Genomic DNA, 21385 nt, shown 5'->3' with positions numbered 1-21385 from the left:
TGAGCACGGATCGGACGAGCACGGGGCGGGTTCATGAACGCGGGTCGGCTGCTCGCCCGGATCACCGTGGCGCCGGCGCTGCTGGTCGCGGCCTGGCTCGTGGTGGCGCTCCCGCTGCTCATGGGCGGGGTGTTCCGGCCGGGCCCGGCGATCCTGCTGTGGGTGCCGGCCGCCGCCGCGGCGCTCTGGCTCGGCCTGCGGCGCCGCCCCCGCGACGAGACCGCCGAGCGGGACGGCCCGCTCGGCCCCGCGCCGTGGTGGTCGGCGGCCGGCGTGATCGCCGTCGCCGTCGCGTTCCTGGTGTTCGAGGCGCTGATGTGCTCCGAGCAGATCATCGTCCGCCGCGACCCCGCCTCCTACGTGCAGTTCGCGACGTGGCTGCAGGACCACGGCTCGCTGCCGATCCCGCAGATGCGCTGGGCGTTCGGCGGCGGCGACCCGGCGCTGAGCTTCGACAGCCCCGCCTTCTACGAGCACGGCGGGTCGGTCGTCCCGCAGTTCATGGCGGGCCTGCCGCTGATCCTCGCGCTCGGCGGCTGGGCGGGCGGCGTCCACGGGATGCTGCTGATGGCGCCGCTGCTGGGCGCCTGCAGCGTGCTGGCGTTCGGCGGGCTCGTCGCCCGGCTGGTCGGCCCGCGGTGGGCGCCCGCCGGGGCGCTGCTGCTGGCGCTGACCCTGCCGATGCTGTGGGTGTCGCGGTCCACGTTCAGCGAGCCGCCGGCGCTGATCCTGCTGCTCGGCGGGCTGTCGCTGCTGCACGACGGCCGGACGGAGCGGCCCCGCCCGGCGATGGTGAAGGCGTTCCTCGGCGGCCTCGCGCTCGGGCTGATCGTGCTCGTCCGGATCGACGGGATCCGCGACATCCTGCCCGCCGTGGTGTACGCCGGGCTGCTCGTCGCGTGGCGGCGCCGGACCGGCTACGCCCTCGCGGGCGGGCTCGCGCTCGGCGCCGCCGCCGGGCTCGTCGAGGGTTACCTGAAGTCCCGCCCGTACCTGGACTACCTGCACGCCTCGCTGGACCCGCTGCTGCTCATCTCCGGCGCGATCGTCGCCGCGACCGTCCTGATGGTGCTCCTGCTCCGCTGGGACGCGACGGGCCGGCGGCTGCGCGCGGCCGGCGCGGCGATCGGGCGCGGCCGGCTGCCCGGCGCCGCCGCCGTCCTCACCGCGCTGGTCATGGTCGGGTTCGCCGTCCGGCCCCTCGTGCAGACCGTCCGGCGCGTCCCGACCAACACCGACGACCGGCTGAACGCCCAGTTCATCGAGGCCGTCCAGAAGGTCGACCACCTGCCGCTGGACGGCACCCGGCAGTACTCGGAGCTGTCGCTGTACTGGGTCGTCTGGTACATCGGCATCCCCGCGCTGCTGCTCGCCACGTTCGGCGCGGCGCTGCTCGTGCGGCGGCTGATGCGCCGCCAGTCGCCGCAGTGGCCGCTGCCCTACGCGATCGTCGTCTGGACGACCGTCCAGGTGCTGGTCAGGCCGGGCATCACCCCGGACCACCCGTGGGCGTCCCGGCGGCTGATCGGCCTGGTCATCCCCGGGCTGCTGCTGTTCACGGTGTTCGCGGCCGCGTGGATCACCAAGCGGCTCCGGCGGCTCGGGTACTCGCGGCGGGTGGTGCAGGTGTCGGCGGTGTCGGGCGTCGTGCTGATGCTCGTGCCGATCGTCATCACGTCCGCGCCGTACATGGTGGGCCGCACCGACCAGAAGGAGGTCGGCGCCGTCAACGCGATGTGCGACAGGCTCGGGCCCGGACGGTCCGTCGTGGTGGTCGAGGCCGGCACCGCCGACCGCTTCCTGCAGGTCCTGCGCGGGATGTGCGGGATCCCCTCCGCGCGCAGCACCTCGTTCGCGACGCAGTCCGACGTCCGCCGCGTCCTGCGGAAGATCGACCGCGTCGGGCGGCACCCGGTGGTCATGGGCTCCAAGCCCGAGCAGGTGGCGCCGTACGGCCGCCCCCGGCAGATCATGGCGCTGCGCTCCCGGCAGGACGGGCGGACCCTCGACAAGCCTCCGGGCGGGTCCTGGGGCCTCGCCTTCGACGTGTGGATCGCCGAGCCGACGGCCCCCTGACGGGCCCTGTTCCGGCCGGTGAGTCGGCCGGGGTCCCCGGTTGCGAGTATTCTCGCGGTGCGTGAGTACCCAGCCCGCCGAGCCAGCGCAGCGAGCCACGCCCGAAAGCGCCGAGCCGAGCGACCCCGTGCACGTCACCATCGTCCTGCCCTGCTACAACGAGCAGGACCACGTGATCGACGAGGTCGAGCGCATCACGAAGGCCATGGACAACAGCGGCAAGAGCTACGAGCTGCTCGCCGTCGACGACTGCTCCACCGACGACACCCTCGCCCGGCTGGAGGAGGCGGCGCCGCGCTTCCCGCAGATGCGGGTCATGGCGTTCCAGCACAACAGCGGCTCGGGGACGGTCCGGCGGATCGGCTCCCAGCAGGCCCGCGGCGACATCGTGGTGTGGACCGACGCCGACATGTCCTACCCGAACGAGCGGATCCCCGACCTCGTCGACATCCTGGACACCGACCCGTCCATCGACCAGGTCGTCGGGGCCCGCACCACCGAGGAGGGCACGCACAAGCTGCTGCGGGTGCCCGCGAAGTGGTTCATCCGCAAGGTCGCCGAGCGGCTCACCAACTCGCGGATCCCCGACCTGAACTCGGGGCTGCGCGCGTTCCGCCGCGAGGTGTCGCTGCCCTACCTGCGGCTGCTGCCGCCCGGGTTCTCCTGCGTCACCACGATCACGATCGCGTTCCTGTCGAACCAGCACCCCGTGCACTACACGCCGATCGACTACGCCAAGCGGGCCGGCAAGTCCAAGTTCCACTTCACCAAGGACGCCTACCGCTACATCCTGCAGGTGCTGCGGATGGTGATGTACTTCAACCCGCTCAAGGTGCTGATGCCGCTGGCGCTGTGGCTGATCGGGATCGGGCTGCTCAAGGGCGTGTTCGACATGGTGGTGCACATCGGCTACTTCGCCAACAACACCATCATGATCTTCGTGACGGGGCTGATCATCGCGTCGCTGGCGCTGCTGGCCGACCTGATCGTCCGATCCCGCGGCGACGTCTAGTGCGGGTCGCGATCGTCGGGCCCGCCTTCCCGTACAAGGGGGGCGGCGCCCACCACACCACCGAGCTGGCGCGGCGGCTGGCCGCGGCGGGGCACGACGTCGCGATCGAGTCGTGGCGCGCCCAGTACCCCGGCTTCCTGTACCCGGGGCAGCAGACGATCTCCGAGCCGGAGGGCGAGCCGTTCCCCGGCACCCGGCACCGCCTCGACTGGCGCCGCCCCGACGGCTGGTACCGCACCGGCCGGGCGCTGCGCGCCTGCGACCTGGTCGTGCTGGCGGTGCTCAGCCCCGTCCAGGTGCCGTCCTACCTGGGCATACTCGCCGGTCTCCGGCACCGGACCAAAAGCCTTGCGGGGGGTGTGGGGGGGCGTCCCCCCTCGGGGAGCAGAGTCGTGGCGCTGTGCCACAACGTGCTGCCGCACGAGCGCAAGCCGTACGACGAGCCGCTGATGAAGCGGCTGCTGCGCAAGGTCGACGGCGTCCTCGTCCACTCCGAGGCGCAGGCTGACCTGGCGCGCGGGCTGACCTCGCGCCCCGTCCGCGTGGCGGAGATGCCCGCGCACCTGCCCGCGTCCGGCGGCGCGCCCGCAGGCGGCGGCGACGGGAAGGTGCGGCGGCGGCTGCTGTTCTGGGGGATCGTCCGCCCGTACAAGGGCCTGGACGTCCTGCTGCGCGCGCTCGCCGACGGCCCCGGCGACGTCGGGCTGACCGTCGCCGGCGAGTTCTGGGGCGGCCTGGACGAGACCCGCGCGCTGATCAGGGAGCTGGATCTGGAGTCCCGGGTGGACCTGCGGCCCGGTTACGTGCCCGCCGCGGACGTCCCCGGCCTGTTCGCCGCCGCGGACGCGCTCGTCCTGCCGTACCGGACGGCCACCGCGTCGCAGAACGTGTGGATGGCCTACGAGCACGGCCTGCCGGTGATCGCGACGGACGTCGGCGGGTTCGCCGAGCAGGTCCGCGACGGCGTGGACGGGCTGGTCTGCCCGCCCGGCGACGCGCCCGCGCTGGCGGCCGCCCTCACCCGGTTCTACGCGCCGGGGGAGCCGGAGCGGCTGCGCTCCGGCGTCCGCCCGGTCGACCACGGCCCGGTCTGGGCCGCCTACCTGGAGCGCCTCACCGGGCTCACAGGTGCGGCTCGATGACCTTGAGCAGGGCCCGCTTCGGCTTCGCGCCGGTGATCTGCTCGACGACCTCGCCGTTCTTCAGCAGCAGCAGCGTCGGCAGGCCCAGCACCCCGTACTTCTGCGGGGTCTGCGGGTTCGCGTCGTAGTCCAGCTTGGCGATCTTGATCTTGCCGTCCTGCTCGGCGGCGATCTGGTCGAGGACGGGGGCGATCATGCGGCACGGGCCGCACCAGTCCGCCCAGAAGTCGACGAGCACCGGCACGTCGCTGTTCAGGACTTCCTCGGCGAACGTGGCGTCGGTCACGCTGATGGGGGCCGTCACGGTCACTCCTTCGTTGGCTTGGTACCCCTGACAAGCGCGGGACGATCGCCTTCATTCCCGTCCGCGTCCGCGGTGCCGCCGGACTGCGGGCGGGGGCGCCGGGAAGGGCGGCCGAGCAGGACGCCGGCGCCCGCGTTGAGCAGGTCGGCGGCCGTCAGCAGCACACGGGAGGCGATCGCGACGACGATGGGCGCGCCGGGCGGCAGCACCGGCGTCAGCACCAGCGTCAGCGCGGCCTCCCGCGCGCCGATGCCGCCCGGCGCGATGAAGACCAGGAACCCGGCGACGAACGCGAGCGCGTAGGCGCCGGTCGCGAGGAACGGCAGGCCGGGGCCGTCGCCGCCGACGGCCATGCACAGCAGCCAGGTGTGCGCGCCGAACAGCGCCCAGCCGAGGACCGTCCAGCCGACGGCCCGCAGCGTCACGCCGAGGCTGACGGGGTGCTCCAGCGGCGGCCGCCGGACGAGCCTGAGCATCACGCCGAGCGCCCACGTCACGATCTTCGGGTGCAGCGCCGCGAGCATGAACGGGGCGAGCAGGAACAGCCACCAGTACTCGCGGCGCGCCGCCGCGGACGTCAGCGGCAGCGTCACCGCCGCCACGGCGAGCCCGCAGGCGGTGGAGGACGCCACGGCCAGCAGCGTCGAGCCGAAGCTGCGCTCGGCGGGCACCTTGTGCTCGCGGGCCATCTCGATCTGGGTGACCAGCGCCCACACCTTGCCCGGCACGTACTTGCCGAGCTGGGAGATCGCCGAGATCCGGTACGCGACGCGCAGCGGCAGGGGCGAGCCGAGGCCGCCGAGGAAGGTCCGCCACCCGAGCGTCCAGGCGAACAGGCCGGCCAGGCCCAGCAGGAGCGCGCCGGTGAGCGTGGGCCAGGACATCTCCTGGAACGCCTTCGTCGTCTCGTCCCAGCGCTGGACCACGCTGAAGGCGCAGAACCCGAGCGCGAGCAGGACCAGCAGCACGCGCAGCGCCCGCATGGCGACGACCTTGATGTTCACGCGCCCAGCGTAGGCGACCCGGGATCGCCCCGCGCCGCGGCTCGGAGACCGCCGCTTCGGCCGCGCCGCCGCCCGCCGCGCCCTACAGTTGGGGGCGATGAAACTCTCGGATGTGGTCGCCTTCATGGGGCACCAGGTGCACGTGTGCCGCTACCGCGAGGCGGGGACCCTGCTGTCCTGGATGGGGCGGGACCTGCACGGCAAGCGGGTCCTCGACGTCGCCGGGGGCGACGGCTACTGGGCCGGGCGCGCGCGCAGGCGCGGCGCCCACGCCGTCTCGATCGACCTCGCCCGCGGCAAGATGGTCTACGGCCGGACGCTCGCCGACGCGCCCGCGCTGATCGAGTGCGACGCGCTGCGGCTGCCGTTCGGCGACGCCTCGTTCGACGCCGTCCTGTCGGTGTGCGCGATCGAGCACTTCGACGACGGCGGGAAGTCCCTCGACGAGATGGCGCGGGTGCTGAAGCCCGGCGGTGAGATCTTCATGTCCGCCGACGTGCTCAGCCGCGCGGACGAATGGCCGAAGCTGCGCGACGCGCACAAGGCGAAGTACCACGTCCAGCACACCTACACCCACGAGAGCCTCCGCAAGCTGATGGACGAGCGCGGCCTCGACCTGGTGCGGCACTCCTACCAGTTCAGGACGGCCGCGACCGAGCGCCTCTACCTGTCGCTGTCGACGTACGGCGGGAAGGTCGGCTTCAACGCGGCGGCCCCGCTGGCGCCGCTGGTGGCGCTCGCCGACCGGAGCGCGCCGAACCGGCAGGGCAGCATCGTCCTGGTGCACGCGCGCAAGAGATAGGTGCGGCGGGCCGGGGCGAACGGTAAGGGCCCAGGGCCCGGGGTAGGGCCCTCGGCATGACTCGCGGCCGCGAGGGGCGCGGAGGTCGCACGCCCGGCCCGGTCGCGGGCGTAGGCTCGGACGGTAAAGAGTGATCTACGCCACTACGGCGGAAGCGCCGGAATGGGGGAGTGGACCGTGGCGCCTCGGATCCTGCTCGACGCCACCGCGGTACCCGCCGACAGGGGCGGGCTCGGACGGTACGTCGACGGCCTGCTGTCGGCCCTGCACGCGCTCGGCGCCGACCTCGCCGTCGCCTGCCAGCGCGCGGACGAGCAGCGGTACGCCCAGCTCGCGCCCGGGGCCCGGATCGTCGCGGGCCCGGCGGCGCTGGCGCACCGCGCGACCCGGCTGGCATGGGAGCAGACGGGCCTGCCGCACGTCGCCGACAGCGTCGCCGCGGACGTGATCCACCTGCCGACGTACACGATGCCGGTCAGCGCCGTCCGCCCGACGGTGGTGACCATCCACGACGTGACGCTGTTCGCGGAGCCGGAGGTGCACGACCCGGTCCGCACCACCTACGTCAAGTCGGCGACCCGCACCGCGGCGCGCCGCGCGACCCGGCTGATCGTCCCGTCGCGGGCGACGCGGGACGAGCTGGTCCGGGTGCTGGGCGCCGACCCCGAGCACATCGACGTCGCCTACCACGGCGTCGACCACGAGGTGTTCCACCGCCCGTCCGAGGCGGAGGTGAAGCAGGTCTCCGACCGGCTCGGCCGGCACGGCCGCCCGTACGTCGCCTACCTGGGCGCGCTGGAGCCGCGCAAGAACGTCCCGAACCTGATCCGCGGTTGGGTGCGCGCCTGCGCGGGGCTGGAGGAGCCGCCCGCGCTGGTGCTGGCGGGAAGCGGCGGCTGGGACGACGAGGTCGACGCGGCGATGGCGACGGTGCCGCCGCGGCTGCGGGTGCTGCGCCCCGGGTACCTGCCGTGGTCGATGCTGCCCGGGTTCTTCGGCGGCGCGCTGGTGGTGGCGCTGCCGAGCCGCGGCGAGGGGTTCGGGCTGCCGGTGCTGGAGGCGATGGCGTGCGGCGCGCCCGTGCTGACGACGCGGCGCGGGCCGCTACCGGAGGTCGGCGGCGACGCGGTCGCCTACACCGAGCCCGACCCGGAGGGCATCGCGACGGCGCTGACCGCGCTGACCGGCGACCCGGCCCACCGCGCCGGCCTCGCGGAGGCCGCCTACACGCGGTCGCTGGAGTTCACCTGGACGGCGTCCGCGGAGGCGCACGTGGCCTCCTACGAGCGGGCCGTCCGTCAGCACGCCGCCTCCCACGGTCACGGGTCCGCCTCCGCCACCCACTAGGCTTCGACACCACGACCGTGGTGGAGAAAGGAAACCAGTGGAAGCGATCCTCCTGGTGGGAGGCCAGGGCACCCGCCTGCGCCCCCTGACGATCTCCACCCCGAAGCCGCTGCTCCCCACGGCGGGCGTCGCCTTCCTGGCGCACCAGCTCGCGCGCGCGCACGCGGCGGGCGTCGAGCGCATCGTGTTCGCGACGTCCTACCGCGCGGAGATGTTCGAGGCGGCGTTCGGCCCGCGCGCACACGGCGTCGACCTGGTGTACGTCAGCGAGCCGCAGCCGCTCGGCACCGGCGGCGCGATCCGCAACGCGGCGCGCGCGCTGACCTGCGGCCCGGACGACCCGGTCCTGATCCTCAACGGGGACATCCTGACCGGCCACGACATGCGCGCCCAGGTGAAGCTGCACGAGGCCGCCGGCGCGGCGGTGACGCTGCACCTCACCGAGGTGGACGACCCGTCCCGGTTCGGCTGCGTCCCGACCGACGGCGCCGGACGCGTCACCGCGTTCCTGGAGAAGACGTCCCATCCGGTGACGAACCAGATCAACGCGGGCTGCTACGTGTTCCGCCGCTCGGCGATCGACACCATCCCCGAGGACGAGGTCGTCTCCGTCGAGCGCGAGACGTTCCCCACCCTGATCTCCTCCGGCGCGGTCGTCATGGGCCATGTCGAGTCGGGCTACTGGCTGGACGTCGGCACGCCCGAGGCGTTCGTCCGCGGCTCCTGCGACCTCGTCCTCGGCCGGCTCGACTCGCCGGCGATGCCGGGCGGGCCGGGCGAGCGGCTCACGCTCGCCGGTTCGACGGTGTCGCCGGGCGCGGTGGTGCGCGGCGGCACGACCGTCGGGCGCGGCGCGGTGGTCGAGGCGGGCGCGACCGTCATCGGCAGCGTGCTGCTGGACGACTCGTTCGTCGCGGAGGGCGCGACCGTCCGCGACTCGGTGCTGAGCCGCGGCGCGCGCGTCGGCCCCGGAGCGGTGCTGGACGGGGTCATCCTCGGCGACGGCGCGGTGGTCGGGCCGGGCAACGAGCTGTGCTGCGGGCTGCGGGTCTGGCCGGGGATCGAGCTCCCGGCGACCGCGGTCCGCTTCTCCACCGATGCCTGACGGCCCGGCGGGCGTCGCGTCCGGGCCGCTGCCGGGACGCGCCGCCGAGGGGCTGCGGCGGGAGTGGAGGCCGCCGTTCCCCGTCGACGTGGGGGCGACGCTGGCGCCGCATCGGCGCGGCCACCACGATCCGGCGTTCCGGATGGAGCGGGACGGGACGGTCTGGCGCGCGTCCTACACCCCCGAAGGCCCGGGCACGCTGCGGATCCGCCGTGCCGGAGACGTCGTCGAGGGGCGTGCGTGGGGGCCGGGCGCCGAATGGCTGCTCGACGGCCTGCCGGACCTGCTCGGGGCGTCCGACGAGCCGGACGGGTTCGAGGCGCACCACGAGATCGTCCGGCGGCAGGCGCTACTGCGGCCGGGCCTGCGGATCGGCCGGACGAACCGGGTGTTCGAGGCGCTCGTCCCGGCGGTGATGGAGCAGAAGGTCCTCGCGGAGGAGGCGTGGCGGGCCTGGGGGTACCTGCTGCGCCGGTTCGGCGGGCCGGCGCCGGGCGCGCCCGCCGCGCTGCGGTTGCGGGTCCCGCCGCCGCCCGCGGTCTGGATCCGGATCCCGTCGTGGGAGTGGCACCGGTCCGGGCTGGAGGCCGTCCGGGCCCGGACGATCATCGGCGCGGCGCGGGTCGCCGCCCGGCTGGAGGACGACCCGGCCGAGGCCCGGCTGCGGACGCTGCCGGGCGTCGGGGTCTGGACGGCGGCGGAGGTCCGGCAGCGGGCCGCGGGCGATCCCGACGCCGTCTCCGTCGGCGACTACAACCTGCCCGGCATGGTGGGCTGGGCGCTGGCGGGCCGCAAGGTCGACGACGACGGGATGCTGGAGCTGCTGGCTCCGTACGCGGGGCATCGGTACCGGGTCACCCGGCTGCTGGAATCGTCCGGCGCGCGCCCTCCGCGGCGCGGCCCCCGTCTTCCCGTCCGCGACTACCGCGGCTTCTGATCCGCGCATCGCTCGGCTCGTCGCCTCGACCGTCGCCGGCCCCGGGCGTTGCGATCGCGTCCGAAGGCAGGTTCGAGCTTGCGAGAACCTGATCGCGCAGCGAGCCCCTGGGCGAGTCGGAGCGATGCAGCGATCGCCGCGACGCCCGTGGAAGGAGGGCGCCCAGCGCCCGACGCCGAGGGCGGTGCCGGTGAGCACTGCGGGGGAGCCAGAAGTTGTTCGGGGTCCAGCTGAGTCCGTCGCGGGTGTCCGCGCCGAAGACCGGCGCGAGGACGGCGAGCACGACGATGATCGCGAGCATGACCAACATGGGACTGTCCTTCGGCGAGGGCCGTGCGGCGGTGGTTCCGCCCGGGGGGACGACCCTCTCGCACTTATAGTTTGACTCAGTCCAACATTGAGGACCAGCGACTGTTTCTAGACCGATTCATTAAGTTCCGCTACATCCCGGGACGGGGTGCCCTGTCCGGGAATAGGTCGGGGGTGCGGCGGCCTTATCCGGATGATCGGCTGTTTCCCGGGCCCCGGCGGTCCGCAAAATATGACGATTGGCATAGAGTGCCCGCATGGAGGCCACTGAGAACGCGGTGAGGCGGGCCCTGGCCCGTGCGCGTGACGGGAAGACGCTCGATCGGTCCGAGGCCACGACGCTGCTGCAGGCCCGCGGGCCGCAACTGGACGATCTCCTCGCCTACGCCGCGAGGACCAGGGACGCCGGCCTCGCGGCGGCGGGACGTCCCGGGATCATCACCTACAGCCGCAAGGTCTTCATCCCGCTGACCCGGCTCTGCCGGGACCGCTGCGGCTACTGCACGTTCGCGACCGTCCCGCACAAGCTGGAGTCGCCTTACCTCAGCCCGGACGAGGTCCTCGACATCGCGCGGCAGGGTGCCGCGATGGGCTGCAAGGAGGCGCTGTTCACGCTCGGGGACCGCCCCGAGGACCGGTGGAAGCAGGCCCGCGAGTGGCTCGACGCGCACGGCTACGACGACACGCTCTCGTACGTGCGGGCGATGGCGATCCGGGTGCTGGAGGAGACCGGGCTGCTGCCGCACCTGAACCCCGGCGTGCTGACCTGGCGCGACTTCCAGCGGCTCAAGCCGGTCGCGCCGTCCATGGGGATGATGCTGGAGACGACCGCGACGCGGCTGTTCAGCGAGCGCGGCGGCCCGCACTTCGGGTCGCCGGACAAGGACCCGGCCGTCCGGCTGCGGGTGCTGGAGGACGCCGGCCGGACCAACGTCCCGTTCACCACCGGGATCCTCATCGGCATCGGCGAGACGGTCGAAGAGCGCGCGGACGCGATCTTCGAGATCCGCAAGACGATGCGCGAGTACGGCGCCGTCCAGGAAGTGATCGTGCAGAACTTCCGCGCGAAGCCGGACACCAAGATGCGCGACACGCCCGACGCCGAGCTGGACGAGCTGGCCGCGACGATCGCCGTCACGCGCATCGTCCTCGGCCCGAAGGCGCGCGTCCAGGCACCGCCGAACCTGGTGGCCGACCAGTACGCGCTGATGCTGCGCGCCGGCATCGACGACTGGGGCGGGGTGTCCCCGCTGACCCCCGACCACGTGAACCCCGAGCGTCCGTGGCCGCAGATCGACGAGCTCGCCGAGCGGACCCGCGAGTCGGGCTTCGAGCTGCGCGAACGCCTCACGATCTACCCCGAGTACGTCAAGCGCGGCGAGCCGTGGCTGGACCCGCGGCTGATCGGGCACGTGGCCGCCCTCGCCGACCCGGCGACCGGCCTCGCCCGCGAGGACGCCGTCCTCGAAGGGCGCCCGTGGCAGGAGCCCGACGGCGGGTTCGAGGCGTCCGGACGCACCGACCTGCACACCGAGATCGACACGACCGGCCGCACGTCCGACCGGCGCGACGACTTCGACGAGGTCTACGGCGACTGGGACGCCCTCAAGGACCGGATGAGCGCGCCGCAGCGCTTCGACGCCGACGTCAAGGCCGCGCTCGCCGCCGCCGAACGCGACCCGGCGGGCCTGTCCGACGACGAGGCGCTGGCGCTGCTGCACGCCGACGGCCCCGAGCTGGACGCGCTCGCGAAACTGGCCGACGACCTGCGCCGCGACACGGTCGGCGACGACGTCACCTACGTCGTCACCCGGAACATCAACTTCACGAACGTCTGCTACACCGGCTGCCGGTTCTGCGCGTTCGCGCAGCGCCGCACCGACGCCGACGCGTACACGCTGTCGCTCCAGCAGGTCGGCGACCGCGTGGACGAGGCGTGGGAGGCGGGCGCGACCGAGATCTGCATGCAGGGCGGCATCCACCCCGACCTGCCCGGCACCGCCTACTTCGACCTCGCTCGCGAGGTGAAGCGCCGCGCGCCCGGCATCCACCTGCACTCCTACAGCCCGATGGAGGTCGTGAACGGCGCGTCCCGCACCGACCTGTCCATCCGCGAATGGCTGCAGGCGGCGAAGGAGGCCGGCGTCGACTCGCTGCCCGGGACGGCCGCCGAGATCCTCGACGACGACGTCCGCTGGGTGCTGACCAAGGGCAAGCTGCCCACCGACCAGTGGGTCGAGGTCGTCACCACCGCGCACGAGATCGGCATCCCGACGACGTCGACGATGATGTACGGGCATGTCGACACCCCCGCGCACTGGGTCGCGCACCTCAAGCTGCTGCGCTCCATCCAGGAGCGCACAGGCGGGTTCAGCGAGTTCGTGCTGCTGCCGTTCGTCCACCACAACTCGCCGATCTACCTGGCGGGACTCGCGCGGCCGGGGCCGACGGTGCGGGAGAACATCGCCGTCCACGCCCTCGCGCGGATCCTGCTGCACGGCGCGATCTCCAACATCCAGACGTCCTGGGTGAAGCTCGGCGACGAGCTGTGCACGCGGGTGCTGAAGGGCGGCGTCAACGACCTCGGCGGGACGCTGATGGAGGAGACCATCAGCCGGATGGCCGGGTCGGAGAACGGCTCGTTCAAGCCGATCAGCGAGCTGGAGCAGATCGCCGCGCTCGCGGGCCGTCCCGCCAGGCAGCGCACCACCCTCTACGGCGAGGTCCCCGCCGAACGCATCGAAGCCGCCCGCAAGACCGACGGCATCGGCCACTTCGGACGTCCCTCGCTCACGCTGACGCCCGTTCAGTAGTGGTCTGTGGCGTGTCGTTCGCAGAGGGGCGACACGCCACAGACCGTCCGGTATGACTGACGCGTGGGGTGGAAGGTGTGGGCGCCGGCCGCCGTGCTGGTCGTCACGGCGGGCGGCGGCGGGGCGTGGGCGCTCGGCCTGCTGACGCTGCCGTCGGAGTGCGCGAGCGGGACGGTGCGGGTGTCGGTCGCCGCGCAGCCGGAGATCGCGCCCGCGCTGCGCGACGTCGCGTCCCGGTTCAACGTGGAGAAGCACCGGGTCGGCGGGCGGTGCGTCCGCGCGCGCGTGACGGCCGTCGCGCCCGCCGAGTTCGCGCGGCGCCCCGACCTGCGGAGGCGCGCGGACGCCTGGGTCCCGGAGTCGTCGCTGTGGCTCGGCATCGTCCGCGACGCGGGCGGCAAGGACGTCCCCGCGGGCGGGACGCCGGTCGCCGCCACGCCCGTCGTCCTCGCCACGACCCGCCCGGTCGCGGACGAGTTCGCCGGCGCCGGGGTCACCGTCGGCTGGAAACTGCTGCTGAAGTCCGAGGTGGACGGGATGGGCCTCGCCCGGAAGGCCGCCGACCCCGGCGTCGGGATGAGCGGGACGGTCGCGATGCTCGCGCTCGGCCAGACCGGCGGCGACCCCGGCGACGTCGTCGGCGACCTGCGGAGATCCGCGCCGTCACCGGTGGACGACGCGTCCGGCGGCTCCGCCGCGGTGCTCGCCGGGCTCACCGGCGCCGAACGCTACGACCGGCCCCTCGTCGTCACCACCGAGCAGGCGGCCGTCGCCTACGACGACGCGCACCGCCCCAACCCGGTGGCGCCGATCGTCCCGGCCGAGGGCACGCTCATGCTCGACCACCCGTACGCCGTGACGGCCCGCGACCGGCGGCACCGCGACGCGGCGGCCGCGTTCGGCGACGCGCTCGGCGCGCGGTCCGCCCGCGACGCGCTGCAGCGGGCCGGGTTCCGCGCGCCCGACGGCACGTTCGGCGACGCCTACGCCCGCGAGCACGGCCTGCCCGCGGCGCCTCCCCGCGCCCTGCGCTTCCCGACGCGCAAGGAGATCGACCGCGCCCTGGCGTCCTGGAAGGCGTGACGCCCGGCCAGACGCCCGGCTAGCGGACCTCGATGAACGCGTCCGGCTCGCGCGGCGGACGGTCGCGCGGCGGGGCGGCGGGATGGCCGACGCCGACGGCGCCCATCGGGTCCCACTCGTCCGGCAGGTCGAGGGCCTCGCGGACGACGTCGCGGCAGAACATCGTGCTGGACACCCAGCACGACCCGAGCCCCTCCACCGCCAGCGCGACCAGCAGGTTCTCCACGCCCGCGCCGGTCGCCACGACGAACATCTCGCGCTCGGCGGTCGCGCGGCGCGCGTCCGGGTAGTCGTGCGAGCCGTCCATGACCAGGCACGGGACGACGAGGTAGGGCGCGCGGCGCAGCACGTCGCCGCGCCGCAGCCGCTTGGCGACCGACTCCTCGGAGAAGCCGTCGCGGCGCAGGTCGCCCTCCCACGCGTCGCGCATCGCGTCCAGCAGCCGCGTCCGGGACTCCGCCGACTCCAGCAGGACGAACCGCCACGGCGTGGTGTGGTGCGGCGCCGGCGCGGTGATCGCGGCGGCGACCGCGCGGCGCACCGCCTCCGGGTCGACCGGGTCCTCGGTGAACTCGCGGATGGTGCGGCGCGCGTGCAGGACGTCCGCCGACCCGTACCGGAACATGTCCTCGGCGGGCGGCCGGACGAGCTGCCGCGCACCCGGCCCGTCATCGGCCGTGACCAGGTGGGACAGCCCGCGCACGACCGCGATCGGCACGCCGTCGAGCTTGCCCTTCACCAGCTCGCCCGCCGCCGCGATCTCGTCGGCGACGGCGGTGATGGTGGCCTCGAGCCGGTTGCCGTACTTGTCGTCGCTGCCGCGCAGGTCGCTGAGCGGGGCGAGGCCGGCGACGCCGATCGCCTGGTCCGTCAGCCCGTTGCGCCACGGCCGGCCGAGCGTGTCGGACACGATCACCGCGACGTCCGCGCCGGTCCGCTCCCGGACGCCCGCGCGGATGCGGCGCGCGGAGGCGTCGGAGTCCTCCGGCAGCAGCAGCACGGTGCCCGGCGCGGTGTTGGACGCGTCCACGCCCGCCGCCGCCAGCACCAGGCCCTGCCGCGTCTCCACGATCCGCGTCTCGCCGCGCGCGTGCCTGCGCCGCGCCACGACCCGCACCGTCTCGGCGTCGATCGCCTTCTCCCGGTCGCCCGCGACCAGGACCCGGCCCTCCGCCTTGCTCACGATCTTGGACGTGACGACCAGCACGTCGCCGTCCTCGACCATGTCCGCCGGGACCAGCGCGGCGATGTCGTCGCCCTCGCCGATCTCCGGAAGTCCGGGAATGCCGAAGACCTGCAGGTTCACGGGGCTTCCTTCGTCAGTTCGACGGCCAGGTCGAGCGCCGCGCGCGCGATCGCGGCCGTCGCCTCCGGGTCGCTCATCAGCAGCGGCCGGGACCGCACCTCGATGCCCTCGACCCGCACGTCCGCGTCCGCCTCGTCGACCAGCCAGCCGTCCAGCAGCCCGAGCCCGTAGTGCTCGGCCACCGCCTTCGCCGACGTCTCCACCCCGATCGCGGTCAGGCACGCGTCCGCCATCCCGCGCACCGGGGCGCCGCCGATGATCGGCGACACGCCGACCACGGTGTTCGCCGCGACCGCCTCCCGGATGCCGGGGATCGCCAGGATCGTCCCGATGCTGACGACCGGGTTGGACGGCGGGAACAGCACCACGTCCGCCTCCTCGATCGCCTTGAGCACCCCCGGCGCCGGCTTCGCCCCGTCCGCGCCGACCGGCGCGATCGACAGCGCCGGCAGCGACGCGCGCAGCCGCACCCACCACTCCTGGAAGTGGATCGCGCGCCGGCCCTGCTCCGGGTCGTCCACCACCACGTGCGTCTCGACCTGCTCGTCGGTCATCGGGATCAGCCGCACGCCCGGCTTCCACCGGTCGCACAGCGCCTCGGTCACCGACGACAGCTTGTACCCGGCCTCCAGCATCTGCGTCCGCACGATGTGGGTGGCGAAGTCGCGGTCGCCGAGCCCGAACCAGGCGGGCCCGACGCCGTAGGCGGCCAGCTCCTCCTTGACGGTGAACGCCTCGTCCGCCCGCCCCCAGCCCTGCTCCTCGTTGATCCCGCCGCCGAGGGTGTACATCACGGTGTCCAGGTCGGGGCAGACCCGCAGCCCGAACAGGGAGATGTCGTCCCCGGTGTTGCCGATGACGGTGATCTCCGCCTCGGGGGCGGCGGCCTGGAGCCCGCGCAGGAAGCGGGCTCCCCCGATGCCGCCCGCCAGCGCCACGATCCTCATGCCGATCAGCCTAGGCCGTACCGGCGGCGCCCCCGGCCGAAGGGCCCGGCCTCCGGCCGAAGGGCCGCGGGCGCGGGCGCGCGGCGGCGGGACCCGGACCCGGCTTTCTCATGGTTTGGCGGCCAGCGAGGGACAGAGACGTCCCTGGGCGGGATGTGCAAAGCTTTGGCTGTCATCCGATTGCCTCGGTCTGGAGAAGTCACCGTGAACAAGGAAGCCGTCCAGCGCCTGCGCGAACCGGCCGCCTGGGTACTGCTCGCCTCCGCGGGCGTCCAACTGCTCGGTGGCATCATCCTCCTGTTGGGCGGCGGTGGCTCCTTCACCTACCGCGCGCTCTCGGCCGCGCAGGACACCCTGTTCACGCAGATCGTCTGCGTCGGGCTGGTCGTCCTCGCGGTGCTGCTGAGCACCTGGGGCACCGCGACCGCGCAGGCCCGGACCATCACCATGGGCGGGCTCGGCGTGCTCGGCGTCACCGCCCTGTTCGCCGTCATCTCCTGGCTGAGCGCGATGGCCGCCGACGGCGCCACCGCGATCGGCAAGCTCGCGGTGTTCCTCACCGGCGGCGGCAAGATCGCCGTGATCGGCATAGCCGGATGGTTCGTCTTCACCGTCTTCCAGGGCATGCAGCCCGCCCGCCCGCAGCAGCAGATGCAGCAGGGCTACCCCGACTACGGCTACCAGCAGGGGCAGCAGCCGTACGGCCAGCCCGGGCAGCAGCCGTACGGCGAGCAGGGCTACGGGCAGCAGCAGTATCAGCAGTATCAGCAGTACGGCCAGCCGGGCGCCGAAGGGCAGCAGGCCGGCCAGCAGCAGTACGGACAGCAGCAGTACGGCCAGCAGGCGTACGGGCAGCAGCAGTACCAGCAGTACGGCCAGCCCGGGCAGGCGCAGCCGGGCCAGGCCCAGCCGGGGCAGCCGCAGGCCCAGCCCCAGCAGGGCGAGCAGCCGCAGGCACAGCCGCAGCAGCCCGCCGACCAGCAGGAGGAGATGGGCGAGTGGACCCGCGCCTACGGCGGATCCGGCCAGGAGGGCACGGGCCAGCAGGGCCCGCAGGGCACCCACCCCGGGCAGCCGCAGGGCGAGCAGCGGCCCGAGGAGGGCGGCGACTGGTACCGGGACAACCGGCCCCCTCCGCCCCAGTGATCCGCCTCGGTGATCCGCCTCGGTGATCCGCGCGGGTGACCCGCGGATTAACTGATCTTCATCTGAGGTTCGGCGAGCGGTTCACCGCATAAGCCGCTATGTCGCCCTGGAAACTCGTTCCGCTTGACGGGGCGGGCGCTACACGCGTGTAATTTCGTCGGTGTAGTTTCAATGCCTTCCCGGGGGAGAGATCTTGAGGACGGCATTGACCAGGGGGTTCCACGGGCAGGAGGTGCGCTGTGAGCGAGGTCGTCATCCCGCTGGCGCACGGCACAGACGGCGAAGAGATGGGCTGGCAGGAGCGCGCACTGTGCGCGCAGACGGACCCGGAGGCGTTTTTTCCGGAGAAGGGCGGCTCCACTCGCGAGGCCAAGAAGGTGTGCCGGGCATGCGAGGTGCGGACGGAGTGCTTGGAGTACGCGCTGCAGCACGATGAACGTTTCGGTATTTGGGGGGGACTGTCCGAACGCGAACGCCGCAAGCTGAAGCGCCAAGCCGTCTGACGTCCACGACCCGCGGGTCACCGGCAGGCCGGTTCGCGGGCGCCGAAGGGGAGCGGCGCCGCGCTGAGCCCCTTCCGGACGCCCGCGGCGGCCGCACCGGCGCCCGGATCCCGGGGATCCGGAGCGTGCTCGTGCGGCCGCGCGTACAGTAAGCAGCCGTGTCGGCCCCTGGGCCGGCACGGCTGCTGCGTTCCAGCAGGAAGAACCGTCGTCCCACAGATCGAGCGATCCTTGGCCCCCACACTCGATCGCCATGTCGTCACCGCCGTCCTCGTCGCCCATGACGGCGCGCGCTGGCTGCCGGAGGCGCTCAAGGCGCTGCTGACGCAGGCGCGGCCCGTGCAGCGCCTCGTGACCGTGGACACCGGGAGCCGCGACCGCGGCCCCGCCGTCCTCGCCGAGGTGCTCGGCGGCGGCGACGTCCTCACGCTGCCCCGCACCACCGGCTACGGCGAGGCCGTCGCGGAGGCGCTGCGGCAGACCGCCGCGTCCGCCCCCGTCCCCGACGACGAGCCGGGCAACCCCAGGATCGAGTGGATCTGGCTGCTGCACGACGACTGCGTGCCCGACCACGACGCCCTCGGCCACCTGCTGCGGACGGCCGGGTCCGACCCGGGCATCGCGGTCGTCGGCCCCAAGGTCCGCGACTTCGGCGACCGGCGCGTGCTGCGCGAGGCCGGGACGTCCGTCGACGCCGCCGGGCGCCGCTGGACCGGCATCGACCGCCGCGAGTTCGACCAGGGCCAGCACGACGGCGTCCGCGACGTGCTGGCCGTCTCCAGCGCCGGGATGCTGGTGCGGCGCGACGTGTGGGACCGGCTCGGCGGCTTCGACGTCGAGTACGGCATCTTCCGCGACGACCTGGACTTCTGCTGGCGCGCGCACGCGGCCGGGCACCGGGTGGTCGTCGCGACCGACGCGGTGGTCTACCACGCCGAGGCCGCCCGCCGCGGGATCCGCGAGATCGGCATGACCGCCGAGCATCCGCTCCGCCGCGACCGCCGCAACGCCCTGTGGACGCTGCTGGCGAACCAGCCGTTCCGCGCGATGCTGCGGACGCTGGTACGCAACGTCTGGGCGTCGCTGTTGCACGCGCTCGTCCTGATGGCCACCAAACGGCCCGCCGCCGCGCGCGCGGAGGTGGCCGCGCTCGCCGACGTGCTGCGCGATCCCGGCCGTCTGCGCCGGGCCCGCGCCACCCGCGCCGAGGGGCGGGCACATGTGCACCGCAGCGTCCGGCGGTTCCAGCCCCGGATGGTCGTGCTGCGCCGCACCGGCGAGGCGGTCTCGGAGTTCTTCGCCGCCCACGAGCACGACCGCGAGGCCGAGGACGAGATCACCGACGAGCCCGGCCCGATCCGCCGGCTCCTCGCCCGTCCCGGCGTGCTGCTCCTGCTGGCGCTGGCCGCCGTCACGGTCGCGGCCGAGCGGTCGCTGATCACCGGGGCGGCGCGGCTCGGCGGCGGCGCGCTCGTGCCCGCGTGGGGCGGTGCGAGCGACCTGTGGGAGCAGTACCTGTCCGGCTTCCACCCGGTCGGGCTCGGCACCGGCGCGGGCGGCGCCCCGTACGTCGGGTTCCTGGCGCTGCTGTCGACGGTCCTGTTCGGCAAGCCGTGGCTGGCGGTCGCGGTGCTGCTGCTCGGCAGTGTCCCGCTGGCCGGGCTCACCGCCTACCGCGCTTCCCGGCTGCTGGTGCTGGAGCCGCCGCGGACCGGCCGCCGCGCGCGCGCCGAAGGCCGCCGCATCCCCGTCGCCGCCGTCCGCGTGTGGTTCGCCGCCGCGTACGCGCTGCTGCCCGCCGCGACCGGCGCCATCGCGGGCGGACGGCTCGGCACCGCTGTCGTCCTCGTGCTGCTGCCGCTGATCGGCGTGCAGGTCGCCCGCATGTACGGGCTGCCGCGCTTCGCCGCCGACCCCGCCACGCTGCGCAAACGCGCCGGGCGCGCGGCGTGGGCGGTCGCGCTGCTGCTGACCGTCGCGACGGCGTTCGTCCCGCTCGCGTGGCCGCTCGCGCTCGCGGGCGGCGGGCTGGTGTGGGCGCTGTTCGACCGGCGCCGCCGCCAGGACCGCCGCAACCTCGTCATCGCGCTGGCCGTCCCGCCGCTGCTGCTGTTCCCCTGGACGGTCGGGCTGCTGCTGCACCCGTCGCGGTTCCTGCTGGAGGCGGGGCTGCACCGGACGTTCGAGCCCGCGACCGCCGCCGAACTGCTCGCCCTCGACCCCGGCGGCCCGGGGACGCCCGTGTGGTGGACGTTCGCCGGGCTGCTCGCCGCGGCCGTCTGCGCGCTGCCGCTGCGCGGCCGCCGCACCGCCGTCCTCGCGGGCTGGCTGCTCGCCGTCGCCGGGCTGCTCGTCGCGATCCTGACCGGCGCCGCGACGATCACCAAGGGCGCGGACGCGGCGCCCGCCTGGCCCGGCGTCGCGCTCGTCTTCGCGGGCGCCGGGGTGCTGCTGGCCGCGACCGCCGCCGTCCAGCGCGGGACCGAGGTCCTCGCCGGCAAGCACCTGATCTACAAGGCGGGGGGCGCGGTCGTCGTCCTCGCCGCGCTCACCGCGCCGCTGCTCGCGGCGGGCGCGTGGGTGGCGCGGGGCGCGGACGGCCCGCTGGGCACCGTCGACGCCGACACCGTCCCCGAGTTCGTCAAGGGGCCGGGCGGGCCGCGCACGCTCGTCCTGCACGGCGGCGGCCCGTCCGGACGCGTCGCCTACACGCTGCTGCGCGGCGACCGCCCGCGCCTCGGCGAGGCCGAGACGCAGCCCGACGGGCCCGGCCGGCGGCGCCTGGACGACCTGGTCGCGGGCCTCGCCGTGAACCGGGAGGGCGACGACGGCCCTGCGCTGTCGCGTATGGGCGTCCAGTACGTGCTGGTGCCGCATCCCGGTTCCGATCCCGTCACCAAGGTGCTGGACGCGGCGCCCGAACTGTCGCGCCTCAGCCGTACCGGGTCGTTCGCGGTATGGAGCCTGCAGGCGAACTCGGCCCGCATGATGCTTCTGCAGGGCTCCACCATCACGCCGCTGCCGGCGGGCGAGATCGACGCACGCGTCCGCATCCCGGCGGGTACCGGCGCGCGCACACTGCTGCTCGCCGAACCGGCCGACGGCGGCTGGAACGCCCGGCTGAACGGCCACGGCCTCAAGTCGCGGACCGTGGACGGATGGGCGCAGGGCTACGACATCCCCACGTCCGGCGGCGAGTTCACGCTGACGCGCGGCATGCGGATGCGGCACGCGTGGCTCATCGTCCAGGGCGTGGCGCTGCTGCTGGTCGCCGTGCTGGCGCTGCCGGGCGCGCGCGCCGACACGTTCGTGCCGGGCGGCGACCGGCACCGCGAACGGCGCGAGCGGCGAGGCAGGCGCGCGAAGCGCGGCGGGCATCGCGCCCGCGTCCGCCACGAGCCTCCGGCACAAAAGGAACCGGCACAAAAGGAACCAGCACAGAAGGAACCAGCGCAGAAGGAACCGGCACAGGAGTCGGAGACCAAGCCCGAAGCCGAACCTGAGGCCGAGCCCGTGCCCGAGCCCGTGGCGTCGGAGGAGCAGAGCTGA

Annotated in this window: 16 protein-coding genes; 12 read left to right on the top strand and 4 right to left on the bottom strand. The window is 74.1% G+C overall.

Going from position 1 to position 21385, the window contains the following annotated elements:
* The first annotated feature begins 33 nt into the window (after positions 1–33).
* The 3 genes from J4709_RS04315 (at position 34) to J4709_RS04305 (ending at position 4230) form a co-directional block, all read left to right on the top strand.
* Complete coding sequence (locus J4709_RS04315) at positions 34–2076, top strand: hypothetical protein (RefSeq protein ID WP_208237077.1); 2043 nt, start codon at positions 34–36, stop codon at positions 2074–2076.
* 127 nt (positions 2077–2203) lie between these two features.
* The gene (locus J4709_RS04310) at positions 2204–3088 is read left to right on the top strand and encodes a glycosyltransferase family 2 protein (RefSeq protein WP_307800949.1); all 885 of its coding nucleotides are present in this window, start codon (positions 2204–2206) and stop codon (positions 3086–3088) included.
* A complete protein-coding gene (locus J4709_RS04305; RefSeq protein ID WP_208237073.1) occupies positions 3088–4230 on the top strand; it encodes a glycosyltransferase family 4 protein in 1143 nt (380 codons plus the stop codon). The genes J4709_RS04310 and J4709_RS04305 overlap by 1 nt, the downstream gene beginning before the upstream one ends.
* Here J4709_RS04305 and trxA read toward each other — a convergent pair.
* Entirely contained in the window at positions 4211–4534 is a 324-nt protein-coding gene (gene trxA, locus J4709_RS04300; RefSeq protein ID WP_173098792.1) for a thioredoxin, read from the bottom strand. The two genes, J4709_RS04305 and trxA, sit on opposite strands and share 20 nt — an antisense overlap.
* A gap of 2 nt (positions 4535–4536) precedes the next feature.
* Positions 4537–5538, bottom strand: a complete 1002-nt coding sequence (locus J4709_RS04295) for a lysylphosphatidylglycerol synthase transmembrane domain-containing protein (protein WP_307800945.1) — start codon at positions 5536–5538, stop codon at positions 4537–4539.
* Positions 5539–5635: 97 nt separating this feature from the next.
* Between J4709_RS04295 and J4709_RS04290 the strand changes: the two genes are divergently transcribed.
* The 6 genes from J4709_RS04290 to J4709_RS04265 all read left to right on the top strand — a co-directional run bounded on the left by J4709_RS04290 (position 5636) and on the right by J4709_RS04265 (position 13934).
* Complete coding sequence (locus J4709_RS04290; protein ID WP_208237071.1) at positions 5636–6340, top strand: class I SAM-dependent methyltransferase; 705 nt, start codon at positions 5636–5638, stop codon at positions 6338–6340.
* Between the two features lie 177 nt (positions 6341–6517).
* A complete protein-coding gene (locus tag J4709_RS04285) occupies positions 6518–7687 on the top strand; it encodes a glycosyltransferase family 4 protein (protein WP_307800943.1) in 1170 nt (389 codons plus the stop codon).
* A gap of 37 nt (positions 7688–7724) precedes the next feature.
* Positions 7725–8792 (top strand): mannose-1-phosphate guanylyltransferase, encoded by a 1068-nt coding sequence (gene manB / locus J4709_RS04280; RefSeq protein ID WP_208237069.1) that lies wholly within the window; start codon positions 7725–7727, stop codon positions 8790–8792.
* Positions 8785–9729, top strand: coding sequence for a DNA-3-methyladenine glycosylase family protein (locus J4709_RS04275; RefSeq protein WP_208237067.1), 945 nt, complete (start codon positions 8785–8787; stop codon positions 9727–9729). Before manB ends, J4709_RS04275 begins: the two co-directional genes overlap by 8 nt.
* Before the next feature lie 566 nt (positions 9730–10295).
* Positions 10296–12851 carry a bifunctional FO biosynthesis protein CofGH gene (locus tag J4709_RS04270; RefSeq protein WP_208237065.1) on the top strand — a complete coding sequence of 852 codons (2556 nt, stop codon included), beginning with the start codon at positions 10296–10298 and terminating at the stop codon, positions 12849–12851.
* Between the two features lie 63 nt (positions 12852–12914).
* Positions 12915–13934: a substrate-binding domain-containing protein gene (locus J4709_RS04265; RefSeq protein WP_208237057.1), complete on the top strand. Its 1020-nt coding sequence runs from the start codon at positions 12915–12917 to the stop codon at positions 13932–13934.
* A 19-nt stretch (positions 13935–13953) separates the two neighbouring features.
* Here the strand turns inward: J4709_RS04265 and J4709_RS04260 are convergent, their stop codons facing one another.
* Complete coding sequence (locus J4709_RS04260) at positions 13954–15240, bottom strand: coenzyme F420-0:L-glutamate ligase (RefSeq protein WP_208237055.1); 1287 nt, start codon at positions 15238–15240, stop codon at positions 13954–13956.
* Positions 15237–16187 (bottom strand): 2-phospho-L-lactate transferase, encoded by a 951-nt coding sequence (gene cofD, locus J4709_RS04255; RefSeq protein ID WP_208237054.1) that lies wholly within the window; start codon positions 16185–16187, stop codon positions 15237–15239. The genes J4709_RS04260 and cofD overlap by 4 nt, the downstream gene beginning before the upstream one ends.
* Positions 16188–16391: 204 nt before the next feature.
* Between cofD and J4709_RS04250 the strand changes: the two genes are divergently transcribed.
* The 3 genes from J4709_RS04250 to J4709_RS04240 all read left to right on the top strand — a co-directional run bounded on the left by J4709_RS04250 (position 16392) and on the right by J4709_RS04240 (position 21385).
* Positions 16392–17333, top strand: a complete 942-nt coding sequence (locus tag J4709_RS04250) for a hypothetical protein (protein WP_208237052.1) — start codon at positions 16392–16394, stop codon at positions 17331–17333.
* Positions 17334–17620: 287 nt separating this feature from the next.
* Positions 17621–17836: a WhiB family transcriptional regulator gene (locus tag J4709_RS04245; RefSeq protein WP_171064042.1), complete on the top strand. Its 216-nt coding sequence runs from the start codon at positions 17621–17623 to the stop codon at positions 17834–17836.
* Positions 17837–18067: 231 nt separating this feature from the next.
* Entirely contained in the window at positions 18068–21385 is a 3318-nt protein-coding gene (locus J4709_RS04240) for a glycosyltransferase family 2 protein (protein WP_232382906.1), read from the top strand.

The sequence above is a fragment of the Actinomadura violacea genome (assembly GCF_017573465.1).
Classification (GTDB): domain Bacteria; phylum Actinomycetota; class Actinomycetes; order Streptosporangiales; family Streptosporangiaceae; genus Spirillospora; species Spirillospora violacea.
This window is presented reverse-complemented; position numbering and strand designations above follow the sequence as displayed.